At 67.1% G+C, this 20,570-nt stretch carries 13 protein-coding genes; 1 reads left to right on the top strand and 12 read right to left on the bottom strand.

Annotated features, from left to right (window positions below):
* Positions 1-50 precede the first annotated feature (50 nt).
* The gene (locus J2P76_RS12935) at positions 51-1,256 is read left to right on the top strand and encodes an alpha-hydroxy-acid oxidizing protein (RefSeq protein WP_207408086.1); all 1,206 of its coding nucleotides are present in this window, start codon (positions 51-53) and stop codon (positions 1,254-1,256) included.
* Here the strand turns inward: J2P76_RS12935 and J2P76_RS12930 are convergent.
* Genes J2P76_RS12930 through tssF form a run of 12 tightly spaced genes read right to left on the bottom strand, consistent with a single transcriptional unit; the run spans position 1,210 to position 20,568 of the window.
* The gene (locus tag J2P76_RS12930; protein ID WP_207408084.1) at positions 1,210-5,139 is read right to left on the bottom strand and encodes a type VI secretion protein IcmF/TssM N-terminal domain-containing protein; all 3,930 of its coding nucleotides are present in this window, start codon (positions 5,137-5,139) and stop codon (positions 1,210-1,212) included. The genes J2P76_RS12935 and J2P76_RS12930 overlap by 47 nt on opposite strands.
* A 27-nt stretch (positions 5,140-5,166) precedes the next feature.
* A complete protein-coding gene (locus tag J2P76_RS12925) occupies positions 5,167-5,838 on the bottom strand; it encodes a DotU/TssL family secretion system protein (protein WP_207408082.1) in 672 nt (223 codons plus the stop codon).
* A gap of 3 nt (positions 5,839-5,841) precedes the next feature.
* The gene (tssK, locus tag J2P76_RS12920; RefSeq protein WP_207408080.1) at positions 5,842-7,236 is read right to left on the bottom strand and encodes a type VI secretion system baseplate subunit TssK; all 1,395 of its coding nucleotides are present in this window, start codon (positions 7,234-7,236) and stop codon (positions 5,842-5,844) included.
* Positions 7,237-7,258: 22 nt separating this feature from the next.
* Complete coding sequence (tssJ, locus tag J2P76_RS12915; RefSeq protein ID WP_242697365.1) at positions 7,259-7,939, bottom strand: type VI secretion system lipoprotein TssJ; 681 nt, start codon at positions 7,937-7,939, stop codon at positions 7,259-7,261.
* Between the two features lie 8 nt (positions 7,940-7,947).
* A complete protein-coding gene (locus tag J2P76_RS12910; protein WP_207408071.1) occupies positions 7,948-8,352 on the bottom strand; it encodes a DUF4150 domain-containing protein in 405 nt (134 codons plus the stop codon).
* Positions 8,353-8,363: 11 nt separating this feature from the next.
* A complete protein-coding gene (locus J2P76_RS12905) occupies positions 8,364-9,047 on the bottom strand; it encodes a DUF3540 domain-containing protein (protein WP_207408069.1) in 684 nt (227 codons plus the stop codon).
* A gap of 18 nt (positions 9,048-9,065) precedes the next feature.
* Positions 9,066-9,995: a pentapeptide repeat-containing protein gene (locus J2P76_RS12900; protein ID WP_207408067.1), complete on the bottom strand. Its 930-nt coding sequence runs from the start codon at positions 9,993-9,995 to the stop codon at positions 9,066-9,068.
* Positions 9,996-10,002: 7 nt separating this feature from the next.
* Positions 10,003-12,657, bottom strand: a complete 2,655-nt coding sequence (locus tag J2P76_RS12895; RefSeq protein ID WP_207408065.1) for a DUF2169 family type VI secretion system accessory protein — start codon at positions 12,655-12,657, stop codon at positions 10,003-10,005.
* A gap of 7 nt (positions 12,658-12,664) precedes the next feature.
* Complete coding sequence (locus J2P76_RS12890) at positions 12,665-15,073, bottom strand: type VI secretion system Vgr family protein (protein ID WP_207408063.1); 2,409 nt, start codon at positions 15,071-15,073, stop codon at positions 12,665-12,667.
* A gap of 4 nt (positions 15,074-15,077) precedes the next feature.
* The gene (tssH, locus tag J2P76_RS12885; protein ID WP_207408061.1) at positions 15,078-17,837 is read right to left on the bottom strand and encodes a type VI secretion system ATPase TssH; all 2,760 of its coding nucleotides are present in this window, start codon (positions 17,835-17,837) and stop codon (positions 15,078-15,080) included.
* Positions 17,834-18,880, bottom strand: coding sequence for a type VI secretion system baseplate subunit TssG (tssG, locus tag J2P76_RS12880; protein ID WP_207408059.1), 1,047 nt, complete (start codon positions 18,878-18,880; stop codon positions 17,834-17,836). The genes tssH and tssG overlap by 4 nt, the downstream gene beginning before the upstream one ends.
* Entirely contained in the window at positions 18,844-20,568 is a 1,725-nt protein-coding gene (tssF, locus tag J2P76_RS12875) for a type VI secretion system baseplate subunit TssF (RefSeq protein WP_207408057.1), read from the bottom strand. Before tssF ends, tssG begins: the two co-directional genes overlap by 37 nt.
* Positions 20,569-20,570 lie beyond the last annotated feature (2 nt).

The raw sequence follows: 20,570 nt of genomic DNA, 5'->3' as shown, positions 1-20,570 counted from the left end.
CGCGCCGGCTCGCTTAAGGTTATGGCGTCTTTATTAGCCAAGAGCACGCCGTGAACCTTCAATCCGCCATCAACCTGGAAGACTTGCGCCGGCTGGCGCGCCGCAAACTGCCCCGCATTGCGTTCGATTTCATCGATGGCGGCGCCGATGGCGAACTGTGCCTGAAGCGCAACCGCGATGCGTTCGAGCGCTATTGCCTGGTTCCGCGCTACCTGCGCGACGTGTCGACCCGCGACCAGTCGGTGGAGCTGTTCGGGCGCCGCTATGCCAGCCCGATCGGGATTTCGCCCACCGGCCTGGCCGGCTTGTTCAGGCCGGGCGCGGACCTGATGCTGGCCGCGGCCGCGCGCCAGGCCGATGTGCCGTTCCTGCTGTCCAGCGCCAGCAACGCGGCCTGGGAAGACGCCATCGCGATTGCCCCCGAGCACGTGTGGTTCCAGATGTACTGCACGCGCGATGAGCGCATCAACGACGACCTGGTCCGGCGCGCGCGAGAGGCGGGCGTGCGCGTGCTGGTGGTGTCGGTGGATGTGCCGGTCAATTCAAACCGCGAGCGCAACCGGCGCAACGGCTTTACCCGGCCGTTCCGCATGACGCCGGGCGTGGTGCTGGAAGCCCTGGGCCACCCGGCCTGGGTGCTGCGCTATCTGCGCACCGGCGGCATTCCCATGATGCAGAACTGGAAGCCCTACGCGCGCGACGATGCCGATGCCGCGGCGGTGGCCGATCTGTACGGCACGCTGACGCCGGCGCCGATGATCAGCTGGCAGCACATGCAGCGCATTCGCCAGGCATGGGACGGCCCGCTGATGATCAAGGGGCTGCTGCATCCCGATGACGCGCGCGAGGCGGCGTGCCTGGGCGTGGACGGCCTGGTGGTGTCGAACCACGGCGGCCGGCAGTTGGACGCCGCGCCGGCGCCGCTGGACATGCTGCCGGCGATCCGCGCCGCGGTGGGCGACCGGATGCCGCTGATCCTGGACAGCGGCGTGCGGCGCGGATCGGACGTGGCCATCGCGCGGGCGCTGGGCGCCTGCTCGACCATCTTCGGCCGGCCCACCCTGTACGCCGTGGCGGCGGGCGGCCAGGCCGGCGCCGAGCGGGCGCTGCAGATCGTGCGCAACGAGCTGGACATGGTCATGACGCAGATCGGCTGCCGGTCGTTCCAGGACCTGGACTGCAGCTACCTGTGGACGCATGAAAGGCCGTTCAGTCCATCACCTTTCCATTGTGCAGCACGGCCGGTTTCAGCTTGAGCAGGCGCGCGATTTTTTCCGCGGCGGCCCGGGCCGCCTGCGCGTCGGCGAACCCTTCGATACGGACTCTCGTGTAGTCGTGTCCCTTCAGCTTGATGGCGCTTTCGGCGGCTTCAAAACCGTTGAGCGCCAGCTGCGCGCGCACCGGATCCGGATGCGCGAAGATGCCCACCTGCACGGCGTACTCTCCCGGGGCTGCCGGAGCGGATGCGGGCGCCGCGGGCCGGGTCGCGGGCGGTTCATGCCCGGCCGGCTCGGCCTGGCGTGCCGGGGCAGGGGCCGGCGAGCGAAGCGGGGTATACACCGGGCCCATGCACAGCGAGACGATTTGCTGCGGCACCGTGGGCGCGGGCCGGGGCGCCGGGACGCTGGAACCGGGCGCGGTGCCGGGCTGCAGCTTCTCCAGGCGCGCCTTGACTTCGCCGGCCTGCGCGGCAAGCTTGTCCGCCTCGGCAAATGCCGCGACCAGAGGCGCCTGTCCTTGTTGCTGGTAAGTGACCGCGATCCACTGCACGCCGGCCTGCTGCATCGACGCGGCCTGATCAGGGAAATCGGCCGCGGTATAGCGCCGCTGGCCGCTGGAAAACTCCTTCAGGAAGTCGATAAAGCCGCGTGCGCCGCTCCATTGGCGGTTCAGCTCAAAGCCGGGGTAGCGGATGCTGAGCGCCGTATCGCCGCAATTGGCCAGTGCCCACGGGAACACCGCCTTGTTGGGAAAGTTCAGGTTTTCCAGGGTGATGCGGCCGCTGGCGCACTGCAGGCTGAGCGTCACGCTTTCCGGCAGCAGACGGGCGTCCGGATTGGTCTGCGGCGGCACGGTGTTCAGCGTCACATTGGCGGTGGTGGCCTCGAGCTTGGCAATCTGCTTGTCCACCTCGGTTTGCTGCGTGGTCAGGGCCTGCACTTCGCTCTGGGACCGCTTGGACTGCATCTGCTGTCCGGCCAGGGTGACCTGGCGCAGTTGCGCCAGGCTGGCAAAGGCGTAGAACTGGCCATTCAGCGGAATGGCATGGCCCAGGGCGACGCGGCCCTGGTACCGGTTGGCGTTCTGGTCAATGAAGTTCTTGACGTCGCCATCCAGGAATGCCTTGACCTGCCCCCGGTCGCCGAACAGCATGTCGTTGGCCAGTTCGCCGTCGGTCACGCCCTGCATCACGCTCAGCACCGAGTTTTCCCAGCTTTGCTGCAAGCGGCAGGCCACGATGCGGCTGGCGTAGTCCAGGGTGAAATCGAGCGGACCCGAGGCCAGCTTCCAGACCACATCGGTGCGCGGCCCGGTCGTGATGTCAGTGTATTTTTTCAGCTTGCTCAATGCCGTATTCGCATCGATCAGTGGCACTGACTTGACCGCGGGGTTGTGCCCGTACGACCAGATATCGATGGCGGCTTTCATGGCATTGCCATCGCCCTGCTGGAGCAGCACGATGGTATCCGCCACGCCCTTGTGGTAGGCGTTGAGCGAGCCCAGGGATTCGCGATCCGTGCGCAATGTGGCCAGGCTGTCATGCACGGAACCGCTGTCGGGCAGTTTCTGGAGCAGGCTGCCGCCGAACTGCTGCGCCACGCCGATTCGCCGCTCGAGGCTGGATGTCAGGGTGTCGGGCTGGCCGGTCTCTTTCTGCTCCGCGGTCATCAGATGGTCGAGTTGAATGGCCTGCTGCATCCAGCCGGGCCGCGATGCGTCCGGCCAGCGCTGCCCCACCACGGACAGCAGGCCCAGCAAGCGGCGGTACGGGTCGTTGGCCGTGAACAGCATGGACAGCGCGGTACGGCGCGCCGAGCCGTCGGCCAGCTGGCCGGGCGCCGACGCAAAAGCGTCGGCGAAGGCATACCAGGCATTCAGGCCTTCTTCGCGGTACTGCTGGCGAAACTCGTCGCGGCGCTGGGACCAGAGCTGGTTGTTGCCCGTGGCCCGTCCCAGTTCGCTGACAAAGCTGGATACCGCCTGTTCTCCGGCGGGCGTCAGCGCCGCGGGAACATAGGGCTGGTCCGGTTGCGCCGGAATATTCCAGAAATCGGTCAGCCGCACGGGCTGCAGCGAACCCTGCAAATCCACCCATGCGTAGATCCAGCCTATGGGCCGATCTGTCAGGTTCAGATTGACCAGCACCTGCCGCAGCGCGTGCTGCTCCGACACCATGGTCTGGCGGTCGGTCTGCCAGGACAGATAGTCTTTGTACATGTCGCCCAGCAACAGGCCGTCGATCGGATCAGGCGCCGCGCGCTTGGCGCTGGCGAACAGCAGCGGCAATTCGGCGCCCGGCGCGGGCAGGGCATAGACATCCTGGCCCTGCAACGCGGCGTTCAGCAAGTTGATGCGGCGGACCAGGGTCTGGATCCAGGCGGCCAGCAGTTCTTCACTGTGATCGTCGTCCACCTGAGGCAGGCTGGTGGCCAGCAGCGGGTCCAGGTTGGAGGCAATGACCTTGTCGTGGAAATTGCGGGTATAGATGTCGGCCACGGCTTGCTGAACCTGATTGACGCGCCGCTGGAACGGCAGCCAGCGCTGCTGCCAGCGCGGGCGGGCCTGCAACTTGTGTACCGCGCCGCGGGCAGCCTGCAGCGCGTGCAGGTCCGAGGGCATCGGGCCGCTGAAGTCCGGCCGTACATTCAGGCCCCGCAGGTTGGCTGCCTGCAATTGCTGGTCGGCAACGCGGCTGGAATAGATCAGCAAGGCGCCGGCGCCCAGGCAGGCCAGCAGCCAGACGACCACGGCGGCATGCCGCAGCAGCCGGCGCCAGTGGCGCCAGCGTTCCATGGGCTGCCAGGCATGGCGCTGCGCGGGCAGGGCCTGCTCGAACAGGCCCGGGCTGAACCAGGCGGGTTCGCCGCGGTCGGGGCCGGCAGGCCGGCCCGTCAGGTACAGGCCGCGCAGCAGCGGGGTTTCGGCGTAGGGCGTGGCCTGGAACGCCGGCCGCAGCACGCTGCCCAGGCGCATGGCCAGCGGCGCCATGCGCTCGGGCAGGCCGAAGGCGTCGTCGTTCGGCCTGCCCTGTATGCCCTGCAGTATCCGCAGGTCGAACATGCGGTGCACAATGCTGTTGAAGGCATCGCCAATGAACTGGCCGACGCCCGAGCCGGGCGCCAGGTTCAGAAAGCCCATCGCCTGGCTGCTGGCGGCGGGCCCCAGGCTGGCCGTCCACGGCACGAAGCCGCGCAGTTTCTGGCAATCGGTCAGTACGATATAGACCGGGACGCGCGCGTTGTAGACGCGCGTCAGCTCATCCAGCCGCTTGCGCAGGCCCTGGCCGGTCTCATTGAGCCGCGCCTCGTCGCTTTGCATCAGCCAGTCCGCGCTGAAGGCCAGGATCAGGCCATTCAACGGTTCCCGCCGGCGCGTGCGCATCATCCAGTGCAGCAGCCGGCGCCAGTAGGCCGAGGCGGGCGCAACGTGTTCTTCGCCCATCGACTCGGTGGGGTCCAGCACCACGCAGTGGCGCATCAGCCACCACTGCAGCACGGGCGCGTCTTCGCCATCGCCGTGCACCGGCCCTCTGCCGGCGATGCTGTGCAGCAGCGCCGATTTGCCGGGGTCCTGGGGCCCCAGCGCCATATACCAGGGCAATACATACAACGGCGAGCCGAACCGCGACAGGCGCGAGTACTTCAACGCGCTCAATCCGGCGCGCCAGTCGGCGTCCAGGCGCCGCGTGTCGACGGTGCCGCCGCTGACCGGGCGAGCCAGGCGCCGGCGCAGCCGCCAGGCCAGCCAGCGGCGGCGCAGCCAGGACAGCAGCCACAGGCCGAGCAGGATGCCGGCGAACAAGGCTGCCGACTGCCACAACGGCCATTGCAGGTACAGCCCCGCCATCCAGCATCCCAGCGCCAGCAGGATCAGGCCCAGCACCCAGGCGATCACAACGAGTAGTTTCTTGAACATCATGGAGTCAGGGGTTTTGCCCGATAGCGTTCAAAGACTGCCGGCAAGCGGCGCGATCAGTTGCGCGGCGCTCTGCGCCAGGCGATGGTCCAGAAACAGATAAAGACCCAGCAGCACGCACAGCGGCACCACGATCAACAGCAGGCTGGCCAGCGACGGCGCCAGGCCGCGCGTATGGCGCAAAGGCCGCCTGGCCAGCGCGCCCGCTTGAGGAAACAGCGGCTGGTCCGCGCTCAGGGGACTGATTTCGCGCTCCTGGGCGATGCGCTCGAGCACGGCCCGGCGGTACTCCGCCAGTTCGCCGGGCGGCCGATGCGTGTATCGCCCATGAAAGCCCGCCAGCAGCGCCAGCCCGTACACCTCACGCACATCGGCGGCATCATCCGGCAGGGCCTCGAGCTTTTCGAAGAACGCGGCGCCGGCCCGGGTCGTGGCGAAGTAGTGGCGCTGCAGGGGCGCCAGCCGCCAGGCCGAGGCCCCCGGCCACTCACGCGACATGGCCTGCTCGTCGATCCACGCCACCACGGCAAACAGGGCGAGCTGCACATCGTCATGCGAAAAGCCCTGGTCCTGCGCGCGGCCGGCCGCGGCATCGAGGGTGGCCTGCAATTGCGCCGACAGCGCCGGCGCATCCAGGGTGGATTGCGACAGCGCCGCGCGGGCCGATTCGATGGCGGGAACCCAGAAGTTGCTCAGGCGCACGGCTTATCCTTTGATTACGATGAGTTCCAGCCGCAGGTCGGCGGGAGCATCCGGCATGAAAAACGCCAGCCGCCTGTCGCGCAGCACCTCGTCCCAGGCATCGGACAGGCTTTCCAGGCGGAAGTACGTTGCGCCCGCGCGCCGCGGCATGCCCAGCGGCAGCGCTTGCAGCGGCAACAGTTCAAGGCCGGGCAATGAACGGGTCACCAGAGTCTCGATCTGGTCCGGCGTGCCCAGCTTGGCCTCCATCAGAATCAGCTCGCCCAGTTCCCTGGATTCGGTGGTGGCCGCGCTGCGCGCCATCAGGTAATAACGATGGCGGGGGCCGAAAAAGTTATCCGGCATCTCGGCCCGGTACAGATTGGAAGTGGTGCCGTCCTGCTCGAAATGCACCAGCATCTCGGGGCCGACGGTGATTTCATTGAGCAGCCGGCGGATCAGGTCCATGGTGGCGCTGTAGGCCTGGCCGATGTCGGTGTGCTTGTAGGGCGGAACCAGCTGCTGGCTGTCGCGCGTTTCGCCCAGCAGGTCGCAGAACTCCGAAAATGTGCTCAGCTCGCCGGCCAGCTGCCGCAGTACGCCGTATATCGTCCAGGGATGCGTCTGCGGCGACTCGATCAGGTGGGTGATCTGCGGGCCGTAGCGGTTCAGCACCGACAGGGCCAGCACGGGCGTGAACTGCGCATCGTCCGAACGGCTGGCCACCGGCTGCTTGAACACCTCGAGCTGGCGCGCCCGCCCGATGACTTCGTCGCGCAATTCGCGCAGCATCTGCTGCAGCTGCGGCGAGGCCGCCAGGTTCAGGCACGGCGGCACGAAACGGGGCATCATGCGCACCACTTCGCCGTCCTGCTCCAGCCGGGCGATGGGCAGCAAATCATAGTCGCCCAGGTTGTCCAGTTCTTCTTCCCAGAACAGCCGCAGCACGTAGGTCATCAGCGTGACCCGGCCCGCCGGGCCCTGGGCATAGCGGTCGGGCACCCGTTGCGGATCGGCGGGAACGACCAGGCGGGCGTTGGCCTGGGCGGCATCGTCCAGGTTCTCGAACTTCTGCACGCTGGGCTGGCCTTCGACATGGCGGCGCAGCCCCGCATACAGCGTGCGGGGGCCCTGGGAAAAATCGGCCAGCTCGAAGCGCAGCGACTCGATGCGCGCGTTGCCGGGATACTCCGTCAAGGTTCCGTCGGGCCATCGCAGCGTGAGCTGGTCCACCACGAAATGGCGCGCCGCCAGCGCGGTGTCGTCGATCTGCAGGGCGCCGAACCCCCAGCCCCACGGCATGACCATGTCCAGTTGCCGCGCCAGGTTTCGCACGATCCAGGCGTCCTGGTATTGGAAATGATGAGGCTGCAGAAACAGGCCCTGGTGCCAGAACAGTGGTTGATTAAGTGGCTTCATCGTTATTCGGCGAGTAAAAGGCTCAAGGTTGAGTGGCGGGCTGGCCGGCAGGCGCGGCCGCGGGAGCCGGCGGCGGCACCGGGCCGGCCTGCGGCTTGGTCAGCGGCACCGGGGGAGTGCGGGTGCCGGGCGCTTCCTGGATGCCGTCGGGCCCCAGCCGCAGATCGATCTTCAGGGGCTCGGGCGTGGCGTTGCGGGTCGTGACGATGATGCCTGACGAATCCACTTCCACGCCGATGCGGTACAGGCGGACGCTGCGGGCCGGATCCAGGTGGTAGTAGCCGGCGGCCAGGCCCACGTACTGGGCTTTCTCGACGCGCGCAAGGGTAATGGTGCGCTGCTCGCCGGGCGAAATGAAAACGCGGTTCAGCGCCAGCATGCCCGGAGGAGGGCTGCTGCCCAGCAACAGGGCGGTCAGCTTGGCGCTGTTGGCGGTGGCGGCGGTGAAGGCGTTGGGATCTTCCATCTGCACGACCGCCACGGCCAGGGTGTGGGGCTGGTCGGCGGATTGATTCAAATGCGGGTCGGCAGTCACTGCGATCTGCACGCCGTCGGCGGCATAGGTCCATTTCAGCGCCTTCAGCGCGTCCTGTTCGGACGAACCGCCCATCATGCTGTTCAGCGAACTGCACGCGGCCAGGGCGCCCACGCACAACGCCGCGGGCAGCAGCCGGCAAAGAATCAGACGGTGCGGAATCGACATGGCGCCTCTCATCCCATCAGCATCACGATCGTCTGGCTCGGGCTTGCCACCAGGCCCATCGTATTGTTGGCATTGTGGGTGGTCGGGCTGGTCAACTGGACGCCCGGTTTGCCGCCCACCATGACGCTCATGCTGCCGCTCACGAATGCCGCTTCGCCCATGATCTGGCCGCAGGCCACGCCGCCGCCCGCCGTGCCGCCCTGGTCGCCATTGCTGAGCAGGATCTTGCTGCCCAGGTTCAAGGCCGGCATGGCTACCACCAGCACGGTCTCGACGATCCCGGCGGGATCGGCCATGTCGCTGGTGGCGATATTGGGGTAGGGCACGGGAATGGGCGAGGGCGCCGCGGGCGTCAGGCACACATCGGGCACCGTGGCGGTGGCCATGGCGCCGGCATTGTTCAACAGAAACATGATGTGCCTCCTCAGCCCAGCTGCACGGACGCGGCATCCAGCGCCACGCGCTCGCGCGCCTTCAGGTTCGCCGTGTCGGCGCGCACCGACCAGTCCTGCTCGACCGTCTGCCGCACCGATTGCGCGCTTATCTCTTCGTGGCCGGCAATGCGGCGCACACTGTGCTGTACATGGCTTTCGCTGCGCGCGGCAACGTCCATGCGGCTGCCGGCCACATCCGTGCGGGTATGCCAATGCGTATAGGCTTCATCCCCGGTCAGCTTCAAGGCCTGGCAGGCCAGGTCGGCGCCTTGCAGCGCGGCGCTCAAGTGCCGGGCCGCCACATCCAGCGCGGGGCCCGCATCCAGTGCAATGCCCCGCGCGGCGGCCAGCGCCAGGCGTCCTTCCGGCAACGACAGGCGCAGATCCCCCGGCACGGTGAGCTCCGCGGGGGTTTCCGGCGCGCCGCGCTCCAGGACCGTCAGGATGTACCCCTGGCCGGCGGCCAGGCTGACCAGCGCCAGATCGCCGACCGCGGGCTGCAGCAGGCATCCGGCGGCCGGCGTGACCCATTGTGTTCCCTGGCTGGTCAGCGCGGCGTAGCGCTTGCCATCGCTCATGACCAGACGGGCGTGCTGCAGGTTCGCCTCCTGGTTGGCGGCGGGCAAAACAGGATCGGCGCAGCCGGGGCGGGTAGAGGCAAGCGGTTGGAGCATGATGAAATCCTTTCGCAGTTACACAGGGGGGTGCCACAGCTCGGCGGCACGCAATTCGAGGTCGTCGCGGCGCACATCATCCAGCACGGCGTCGCGCCACAGGGCATCGGGCAGCTGCACGGCATGCAGCCGCGCGCGGCTCAAGTCGGCATGCGAGAAATCGGCGTGGGCGGCCTGAAAATGAGACAGGTCGGCCTCGGCCAGCTGGCTGTCGGCGAAGCTCACGCCCAGAGAACCGGCGCCATACAAACGGGCGGCACGCAGCGATGCGCGCGAGAAACTGGCGTGGTCGAGCCGCGCCTGGTCGAAGATGGCGCCGTCGAGCAGGGCGCCGTCGAACCTGGCGTCATTGAGCCGCGCGCCATGAAACGACACGGATGCCGCCTGGATGCCGGTGAAATCAGCCGCGCTGCCGTCGACCCGGTGGAACGAGCATTGCGCCAGGCTGGCGCCGGCCAGGCGCGCGCCGCGCAGCTGGCAGTCCGGAAAGTGGGTTTGCGTCCAAGCCACGCCAGACAGATCCAGGCCCGACAGGTCGCACTGCGACAGCCATGCCTGGGCCAGCGCGGCCCCCTGCAGCCGGCACCCGAAAAAAACGACGCTTACCGCGGCAAAACGGGTCAGGTCAGCCTGGCGAAAATCGGCTTCCTGCCAGGCGCACTGCCGCATCCACACATGGTCTGCGCGCGCCGCGTGCAGGGAAAGGCCGCGCCCCTGGCACGATGTAAAAGAGGCTTCGCTCAAGATGGCCTGGTCGAACCGCGCCTCGTCCAGGTGGCAGGCCTGCCAGGCCGTTTCTGACAAATTGGCGCCGTCCAGCCGCGCGCCGCGCAGGTCCAGCCCCCGCAGACGCAGGCCTTTCAGATCGGCGCCGCGCAAGTCGGCGCCGGCCAGGGAGTCGGCCGGGATGGCGTGACCGGTGCGCAGTTGCTCGATCAAAGGGTTCATACCGGCATCAGCCATTGGCGTAGTCCTCGAGCAGGCGGCAACGGGTCAGCAGGGCCTGCTCCAGCTTCAGGCCCTGCACGCTCGCCCTGCGAGTGTCGGCCGCATGCAGGTTGACCCCGGTCATATCCACATCTTCCAGCACGGCTTCCGGCCAGCGCGACTGCATCAGGTTGGCGCCGCGCCAGCTGGCCTGGGCGATGCGGCTGCCGGTGAAATTGGCCGCCCGCGCCGTCACGTGCCAGGCATCCGTGCCGGCCAGATCGCAGTTCTTGACCAGGCTCCGATCCAGCCGCGCTTCGCGCAGAATGGCTCCGGCCAGGCAGGTGTCTTGCAGGCTGGCGTCCTCCATGCGTGCGCGGTCCAGGCGGGCGCGGCTGAAATCGCTGTTCTTCAGGGTGCGCAGGCCAGGCATGCGGGCGCCGGCGAACGTGGCGCCGGCGGCCTGGCAGGCGGTCAGCGTGGCATGGGGCAGGGCGGCCTCGTTGAACACCGCGTCAGTCAGTACGCATTGGTCGAACGTGGCGCGGGAAAAATCGGCCCGCCCGGCATCCAGGCCCGACAGGCGGCAGCCCGTGAATTGCGCGTGGCCTGCCTGAGCCGCGTCCATGGCGGCCTGTTCAAATCCGCATTCGTCCACCTGCGCTTGCACCCATTGCGTTGCGCCCAGGCCGGCCCTGGCCAGACTGACCGTCTTCAGGCGCGCCTGCGAGAAATCGGCCCCTTGCGCCGACACGCCGTCAAGTTTGCAGTCGGTCAGCAGAGCCAGGTTGAAACTTGAACCTTGCAGCCCGGCGCCCGCCAGATCGCACTGCCGCAGCTCGGCTTCATGGAACCTGGCGTTCTCCAGGCCGGCGCGGCGCAGAACGCAGCGCTCGATCTGCGCGTTCGAAAGATCCACGCCGTGCAGCGGCACATCCGACAGGTCCAGGTCTTGCAGCAATGCCCAGGCGCACGACTGGCCCGCCGCATGCCGCGCCAGCAGTGTTTCGCGGTCCAGCGCCGTGCGTTGTCCGGGCGGCAGCGATTCATCGTTGCCGGGTGCAGGCGGCTCGGCGGCCTCTGCCGCCATGGCATCGGCGGCCCGTTCCAGCTCGTCCGTCTCTGCCTCCAGGGCATCCATTTTTTTCGTGAATACCTGGTATTTCTCTAACAGGGCCTGCTTTTTCTCGGGCGCCATGGGCATGGCGGCCAGTGTCTTGGCCAGATCGTGGCTGTCGTGAAGAGGGGCTTCGGCCTTGGCCCTGGCCATGACTTTGTCAAAGTCCCGGCCTTGCGCTTTCAAGTAGGTGCGCGCCTCGTCCTCGGCCTGGGCCAGCTCGTGATCCAGATAGCTCTGCACGGCCCGGGCAAATGCCACCGGATCGTCGGGCCAATCGTCCATATCGGGCGGCGACTCTTCCAGATGTCCATACTGTGCCTTGGCTCTCTGGAGCACCTCGCTGGCAGGCGACAGGCCCGCCGCCTTCCTGTAGCGGTCGATTTCGTCGATGGCTGCTTGCTGTTCGTCGCCGAGCTCTTTAAGCACGGCCTTTTCGTGCGCCTGTGCCTCCTGGGCCGCCGCTTCTATTTCCGCCATGCCGGCGGCTTGATCGGCCTCTCTGGCCGCGGCGACCGCGGCAGGCACGACAGGCTCGGCGGGTGCGGCCGCGGCTTCTTCCTGTTGCCGCCACACGGCGGCCCAATGTTCGAGCGGCTGTGCCTGCTCATCCATTGCCTCGGTGAAGACGGCCAGCCCCAGCATGTCTTCAGCGTCTTCGCGCCTGACCGCCACGCTGGAACGATACAGCACCACCACGCGCTCATCGGTGGGAAACAGCCACACCGTATCCAGATCCAGCCGCGCTTCGCTGCGCTGCTCGGGCGTGCGATCGCTGCGCAGCAGCAGGCGCGGGCGCAGGCCCGGCAGCTTGCCGCGCAGGACGGTGTGGCCAGGATGCATGTGCTCGGCGAACCAAGTCTCGTCGCCGCGCCAGTAATCGTCCTGGCATTGATCCTGTTCCATTCTGTCGAACCAGCGCGGGTCGGTATCGTCGGGCAGCCAAGGCAGCCGGCGGCGCTGCCATGCCGCGTCCAGCGTTCCCAGCCAGCGCGCGCGCGCCGGGCTGCCTTGCGGCAGGGGGCCCAGCGTCGCCAGCGGAGGCACATCGGATGGCTTGAGCACCGGATGATCGGGGTGCTCGACATTCGGCAGCGCGGTGCCTTCGGCCTGGTCCGGGTCGGCACAGTGGCCCCGCCCTTGAGGGTTGTGCGCCCAGCCGCCGCCGCCATAGGCGCGCGCCAGCCCCAGCGGCATGCGCGCGAACGTCCGCGGCGCGCTCGCCTGCCAGCCGGCCACGCCTCTGGTCCAATATCGGTCGCCCTGCACCAGCAGGCTTTTTTCCAGCCTGCCGACGCCGGCGCGCACGGTAAGGCCGTTCACGGACTCGCCGGCCGGCGCGCACGCGCTGCCCGCCACCGCATAGCCGCCGCGCAGCTTCTTCTCGCCCAGGTCGAACGGCTCTTTGTCGAACATGGGGGCAAGCCAGGCCCAGGCCTGCTGCTCGGTCAACCGGACGCCGTCAGTCCCGCAGGCATATCCCACGGTGATAGCCAGGCTTGGCTGGCCGCCATGAGACTGGCGCCCCAGAAGCAGTATCACATCGTCGGGTTTGGTGATTTTCATGGCAGCATCAGCCCAGCTGGATGATCTCGCCCATGATGATGGTCTTGGCAGCATTGACTCGTACATTCTGTACTGCGGTCATGCTTATCCCCAGGGCGTTCGTATAAACGTCGTCAGCCTTCAGTTGCAGATCCATTTCGGACTTTATCGCCACATCCAGCCCTTGGACATTAACGTAGCGTGCGTTGAGCTCGACTTTGGCGCCAGACAAGGACGTCTTGATAGGCGTCATCGACAACTGGTTCGACCCCGCTTTGACCGAATAGTCCGGGGTAACCGATTTGATCGATTCCAGCCCCAGAACGGTAATGTTCCCCGCTTTCTCCTGCTTATTCAGCAGAACGTTTTTCCACTGGCCCGCGACCCAATGCAGTGCGGCAGTGGCGTAGTTTGAGTTGGGGTTCACCACTTTTTTCTGCAGTAAATGAATCTGCTTCCCAACGCCTAATGTCACCAGGAAGGAAAACAATTCCATCATGTCGAGTTTGCCGCCAAAATGGTTGTTGACGGAAATTCCTTCGACTCCTATGATCCTGACGCCCAGAAAGTTCTGGACGACGATGCCCATGTTTTCCCCTACGGAAATGCCAGACGGCAACCCCTGGACTGTCTTGGAGAGGACCCCCTTTGCTCCGGAGCTGCCCGCGGCTATCTTCAAATGTCCCGGCACCTCGATCACCATGCCGCCGTCCGCGTTGATATGGCCCGAGGCGCTTGTGGTCAGGTTGAAACCGGACTGCATGCTGCTGTCATGCGCCGCGCCCAGGTTCAGGGATGTCGAGGCGGTGTTGGTGCCCAGATAAATGCCCGGCAGGCCGGTGTTCTCGCCGTCGCTCGATGCGCTCTGGGACGCATCGGTCATGGCCAGCACATTGCCGGAAGGGGTGCGGATCACATGGTCGGCCGAATTCTGCGCATTGACCACGCTGGGGGATTCCACATTGGGCAATGTCGACATGATCACCGGCCGGTCCGGATTGCCGTTCAGGAATGCAATCAACACTTCGGTGCCTTCGCGCAGCGGAAAATGCATGCCTGCGCTGCCCAGGCCCGATGTCGCGGCGCCGCCCGCATATGGCGTGGCCATGCGCAGCCAGGCTGAATTCTGGTTGCCGGCGTAGCGCTGGCGCGGAAACGAGAACCGCACCTTGTAGCGGCCGTCGTCGTCGGGCTGCGCATATTGTTTCGGTTCGTTGGGCGTGTCGATATCCACAAACCCGTTGACCAGGCGCGATATGATCGGCACGGCAGTCACGCGTGCAGGCCGGAATTGCAGTGGCTGCCGATCCGAATCGCCAATGTCCTGCCAGCGCGGCAGCGCCATGAAGCGCGCCACGTAGGCGGGCGCATCGGTTTCGGGTGCGGTTTCCAGTGTCTGGGTACCCTCGTGCGTAATCTCGATCACGTAGTACTGGCCGGGATCCGTGCCGCGCAGATATTCCGATACCTCGATGATGCGGCCCGCGCAGACGCCGGGCGTGCGCGCCTCGCCGTCGATCCGCAGGCGTTCGCACGCCAGCTCCTGGCCGCGCCAGATCGCCAGCGTGGCCCCCGCGACGCTGTTCTCGTCCTGCAGCGTCTCGAAATGATCTTCGGCAAGATGCACTTCGCCAAAGCCGGCCGTGGGGGCCGGCACGCTGGCGCTGCTGGCCAATGACAGGGTGGTGTTGCCCAGATCGTTCGAATCGTGCAGCGTCACGGTGCCGGGATGCAGGCTGACGCGCCGGTTCAGCCGCGTCAGCGCGACTTCCCGCGCATCGGGATCGATCACTCCCTTGGGGTAGTACACCACGCTGTCCGCGTCGGAAGGCTGCTGGTCGACGTTGTTGGCAAACACCACCGATTCCTGGCTCTCGCCTTGCTCGAACCAGAAGTACACGCCGTAGAACTCCAGCTTGCGCATCAGGAAGTCCAGGCAGGTTTCCTCGAACTGGCAGGCGAACGGCGTCCGGGTGGCGGCCAGCTGGCTGGCCGCGATGCGGTAATCGTAAGGCGCATCGGCGCTGCTGTAAGGTTCGTCGAGATCGGCCAGGCGCAGCAGCTGCCGGATAATGTCGTCGAGCTGCTGGTTCAGGTAGATGTCCGACCATTTCAGGTGGCGCAGCCGCACCATCCGGGGCTCCAGAACCACTTGGTAGTAGTCATAAGTCTCATCGGCGCCCCGCTGCGCGCCTTGCGTCACAATGCCGTGCCAGCGCAGCACGCTGCCGTCCGGTTTGTGGGCGGACAGGGTTGCCGGCTGGTTCAGCAGTTTTTCCAAAGCCAGGTCAGCCTGGCGCACCGCGAAAGTGATTTCGAAGCGGTAGGGGCGCGAAACCGCCTCGGTGCCGCGCCAGTGCGTGACGTTGATGGTCTGGCCCGGCACCAGGTCGTACAGGGCGCGGCAGTCCAGGCGGTAGTCGTAAGGGCTGGTCATGGGTTCAGGTCTCTGTGGCGGCGATGGTCCAGCCGCTGTTATCGTCCGGCGCCACGTGCAGGGCGCTCAGGGTACGGCCTTCGGCCAAGGCCGACAGCACCGTATCCGACAGCAAGGGCATCAGGCTCTTGCGCAAAATAAAGTCAATGTTGCGGGCGCCGCTGTCGACTTCGGTGCAGCGGGCGGCAATGGTGTCGCGCACCGCGGCGTCGAAACTGAGCTGGATGCGGTTGGCCGCCGCCAGCCGCTGCGCCAGCTTGTTCAGTTTCAGGTCGACAATGCCGGCCAGCTCGGACGGCGGCAAGGTGTAGTAGGGCACGACGGTCATGCGCGCCAGCAGCGCAGGCTTGAAATGCTTGGCCAGCACAGGGTGTATGGCCGTTGTCAGCGCCTCGGTGTCGGGCCGGCCGTCGCGCGTCAGCCGCACGATTTCCTCGGTAGCCAGGTTGCTGGTCAGAAACACCACCGTGTTGCTGAAGTCGATCACGCGGCCTTCGCCGTCGGCCAGCGTGCCCTTGTCGAACACTTGATAGAACAGGTTGACGACGTCCAGATGGGCTTTTTCCACTTCGTCCAGCAGCACCACCGAATAGGGGCGCTTACGCACGGCCTCGGTCAGCACGCCGCCTTCGCCGTAGCCCACGTAGCCCGGCGGGGAGCCGACCAGGCGGCTGACGGTATGCTTTTCCTGGAACTCGCTCATATTGACGGACACCAGCGCATGCTCGCCGCCGAACAGCTGGTCGGCCACGGCCAGGCCGGTTTCGGTCTTGCCCACGCCGGACGGGCCCACCAGCAAGAACACACCCAGGGGCTGCTGCGGGTCGCGCAGGCCCGATTGGGCCGCCTTGACCGTGGCCGCGATCTGGTCGACCGCATGGTCCTGGCCGCGTATGCGTTCCTTGATGCGGTCGGCCAGCGCCAGCACGCCGCTGACGGCGTCGCGCTGCATCTTGCCCAGGGGCACGCCGGTCCAGTCGGATACCACGCGCGCCACGGCGTCGGGGTCGGTTTCGATGAACACCAGGGGTGAATCACCCTGCAGGCTCTTCAGTTTGTCGCGGGCCGCATCCAGCTGCCCGGACAGGGCTTGCGGCGTGGCCGGCGGCGCCGCGGCGGCATCCGCGGCCGGCTCGTCTTCCGGCGCTGCCGCCGGCCCGGCGCCCGGCGCGGCAGCAGGCGCTTCAGTGTTTTCCGACGGGGTTTCGATCGGGAGTTCGGTGGCGGTGTCCTGCGCCGCTCCCAACTGGCGCCGCAGCGCCAACACGGCCTCTGCCGCTTCCTTTTCAATCTTCCAGCGGGTTTCCAGCGCATCGCGCTGCGCCTGCAGGTCCACGCGTTCCGTTTCGATCTCGCCCAGCCTGTCGCTGTAGCTGCCGGGCTGGAACTGCAGGTCGCGCGCCAGCGCCGCGCGCTCGCGTTCCAGGCCGGCCAGGCGGCTTTCCAGGCTTTCCAGCTCGGCCGGCTTCACGCCCAGGCCGATGCGCACCCGCGCCGCCGCCGTGTCCAGCAGGTCGACGGCCTTGTCGGGCAGCAGCCGCCCCGTAATGTAGCGATCCGACAATTCGGCGGCCGCCACGATGGCGTCGTCGCGCACCGTGACGCCATGGGCCGCTTCATAACGGTCTTTCAGGCCGCGCAGGATCTGCACGGCCGTCAGCACATCGGGCTCGTCCAGCTTCACCAATTGAAAGCGGCGCGCCAGGGCGGGGTCTTTCTCGAAGTACTTTTTGTATTCGGACCAGGTGGTGGCCGCCACCGTGCGCAGTTCACCGCGCGCCAGGGCGGGCTTGAGCAGATTGGCGGCATCCGAGCCGCCGCTCTGGCCGCCGGCGCCGATCAGCATGTGCGCCTCGTCGATGAACAGGATGATCGGCTTGACCGAGCCCTTGATCTCGTCGATGACGCCGCGCAGCCGGTTCTCGAATTCGCCCTTGACGCTGGCCCCCGCTTCCAGCAGGCCCAGGTCCAGCCCCAGCAGGCGCGTATCGCGCAGGAAGTCGGGCACATCGCCATTGACGATGCGCAGGGCCAGGCCCTCGACCACCGCGGTCTTGCCCACCCCCGGCTCGCCCACGCAAATGGGATTGTTCTTGCGGCGGCGCGCCAGAATGTCGATCATCTGCCGGATTTCATTGTCGCGGCCGAACACCGGGTCGATCTTGCCGGCGCGGGCCTTGGCGGTGAAGTCCTCGCAGAAGCGTCCGATGGCCGCTTCCCCCGCGCCCGCGCCCGCCGCGGCACTATCTGCCGCACCCGCCGCGCCGTCGGCGATGCGCATGTCGGTTTCACTGGATCCATCGACAATGCTGTCGAATTCGGCCGCCAGCTGCTCGCGCGAGATCGCTCGCAATGTTTCCGCGTAGCGCGTGCCGGCTCCGTAATAGCTCAGGCGCGAAACCAGCGCCAGCAACATGGCGCCGCTGCGCACGCGGCTCTGGCCCAGCGTGATCGAGGCCGCCAGCCACGATTCCTGCACCCATTCGGTAAGCAGCCCGGCAAAGACGGGCCGCCCCGGATTGCCGTTCTTCAACTGCCCCAGCGCGTCATCCAGCTGGGCGGTCAGGCGCAGCGCATCAATATCGAAATGCGCGAGGATGCGCGCCGCGTCGCCGTCCGGCGCCTCGATCAGGCGGCGCAGCATGTGCTCGACCGCGATCTCGTAATGATTGCGGGCCAGCGTCAGGCCGGCGGCGCCCTCCAGGGCGGCCGAGCAGTGAGGGTTCAGGCGCGCGAACAGGGGCTTCAGTTCTACCAGCATCATTGCAGGACCTCTTTGGAAATTCGTGTCGGATCGGTGTCGATGGACAGGAAGACTTCGTCGTAACGGGGCCACGGGCTCTCGGCATCCCCCGGCATGTTTTCGGGCAGCCAGGTGTCCAGGCCAAGCTGGCACCAGCCTTCGCCCAGGCGGGCGCCTTGCCGCTGCCGCGGCTCGACCCGCAGGCCCAGCACACAGCGCAGCGGCGCGCGCAGGTACAGCGTAATGGCGTGCACCAGGCGCTCGTGCAGCGCCGCGCCGGGCAGCAGGTCTTGCAGCCGGTGGGCCGGAATCGGGCCGATATGCACGATCAGGCCGCCCGCCCGCTCGGCGATCCGGCTGCCCAGCATGGCGTTCTCGCCCAGCTCGCAGGCCTGCTCCGCCAGCAGGCAGCGCGCCGGCTCGGGAATCGAGACGATTTCGGGCACGCATGGCTCCACGTCCACGGGCAGTTCATCCAGCAGGCCTGCCGCCAACGACTGCAGGCCCAACGCGGAGCGGGGAAACTGGTTGAAATTGCCTGCGTGCGGCAGCAGGCCGCGCACTCCCGGGTGATGCGTGCCGGCGCCGCCGCCCATGCCCACCAGCGCATACAGATGGTCCAGGCGATTGGCATCCTGCCGCTCGGCCACCGCCAGCCAGGTGCGGTTTTTTTCCCAGGCGCGGAACAGCAGCGGATACAGAGCGGCGTGCAGAATGTCGATGAAATCGCGCGCCGTCGAACTGCCCTGCAGCTGCTCTTCGATCAGGTCTTCGGTATAAAACGTCGGCAGGGGCGAGGTAACGCCGTACAGGCCGAAGAAGTTGGCGGTGATCCGGTACTTGCCGGCCTCGTCGAGCTGGATCTCTTCGATGTCGCGATCCGGGAACGACAGCGTGGCGGCAGGGCGCACGCGCACGTTCTGCGAGAATTCCTGCGCGTCGGCGCTGCGCAGGCGCAGCAGCCGCAACGCCTGGAAAAAAGCGTAGCGATGCCCTTGCGCCAGCAGCGGGTCGGCCCCGGCGGACGTCACAGCAGGCGATAGCGACCGATCTTCGCTGGCCATTCCAGAGTCTCTCCGTTGACGATGTCCACCAGCGTCAGGGCGCTGAAGGTGTTGATGGCGGTCGTGCCGGCCAGGAATTCGTCCAGCACCGTGCCGAACAGGAACAGGCTGCCGCGGCCGGGAAAGTGGTCGCCCCGGCATTCAATGCGCACCTCATTGCCCTGCACCGGCATGCCGTGCACAATGCGGCGCACCGGCTCGACAGTGACCTGGCCGATCGACTCGATGCTGCGGCGCGCGGCGGCATGGCGTTGCGCATCGGCCTGGCGGGCCGGCACGTACAGCGACAGCAGGTCGCGCAGCTGCCCCTCGTTGGCAAGCGCCAGATGGTTGGCGTTCAAATGGGACAGCACGCGCCATAGCAGGGCGCTGTCGATCACGGGCGGGCTGTACGACGTAATGCCGTGGATGTTGCTGAATTCCACCCGCGCCGGCGAGCTGTCGGTGGGCTCGCACACATCGCCCAGCCGCAAGCCTTGCGGCAGCGCGCCATGCGTGCAGGTCAGCCGCGTCGACAGGGTCAGGGCCTGCGGCGTCTCGCCGCCGACATAAGGCAGGCTCAGGAAATGGTCATGGCCGCGGTGCAGGGCCGAGGCGCGGATGCTGAGGTTGTACGAGGCGGCATCCTCGCCCTGCATGGCCGAGAAAGCATGGTATTCCTGCTCGCGGCCGTCGGGGGTGCGCGCCTGCACGCTGTCCACGGAAAAAATCTGCTCCACCGACCGGTTGCCGCGCGCGATCGGCCGGATGCGGTAATCAGGCTGCAAATGGTCGATCCGGATCGGATGCGCGTCGTGCTTGAACAGGTTGACCGCCGGCGTCGCGTTCAGAATGAAGCTCGACGCGCCGACGGCGGGCGCCCAGTCGGGCACCTGGTCGAACATGATCTGCACCGAGAACCGGTCGCCCGTGCCGCGCGAGGTCCAGCGGGAAAAGCCGGAGATGTCCAGGAACAGCAGTTTTTCGGGCAGCGCGAAGTACTCGTACAGCACGCGCCAGGCCGGGTGCGCGCCGCGCGGCCACGGCAGCAGTTCCAGGTCGGGGTGCAGGCCGGCCGGCTGGATGGCGCTGGCGGGCAGCACGGTCAGCGGGCCGCCCTCGGCGCTGATGCGCACTTCGCGCACATGGCGCAGCAGCAGCAGATACAGGCGCGCCGCGTCGGCGTGCGCGTCGCCCAGGAAGAACCGCAGGCTGTCGCCGGCCCAGGGCGCGCCCGGCAGGCCGGCCAGGCGGAATTGCAGCCGCAGCGACCGCGCCTGGGTGCCGCCGCCTTCCCACTGGGCGCTCGACAGCGCCACGGGCTCGAGGGTGACCGGGAACGAAGCCCGGAATATGGCCCGCAGGCCGTCCACCGGCACAGAGGCGAACTCGGTGCCCGCCGGGATGGTCACCGGCCCCTCCAGCGCGGCGCGGGGCCGGTAGCGCATGATGGTCATGCAGGGCAGGGGCCGCAGCATGTGCGGAAACAGCAGTTGCGCCAGGTTCTGGATGAATTCGGGAAAATCGTCGTCCAGCCGGTGCCGCATCAGCCCCGTCATGAAGGCGACGCCTTCCAGCAGGCGTTCCACATCGGGGTCGCTGGCGCTGCCTGCGCCCAGAAGCGGGGCCAGCGCGGGATTGCTGGCGGCGAATTCAGCCGCGAGCGTGCGCAGGTAGCCCAGTTCCTGTTCGTAGTAGCGATTCAGCATGG

This window comes from Bordetella petrii, from assembly GCF_017356245.1.
GTDB lineage: Bacteria > Pseudomonadota > Gammaproteobacteria > Burkholderiales > Burkholderiaceae_B > Bordetella_A > Bordetella_A petrii_D.
The sequence above is the reverse complement of the archived record's forward strand: the minus strand, read 5'-3'. Positions and strand labels throughout refer to the sequence as shown.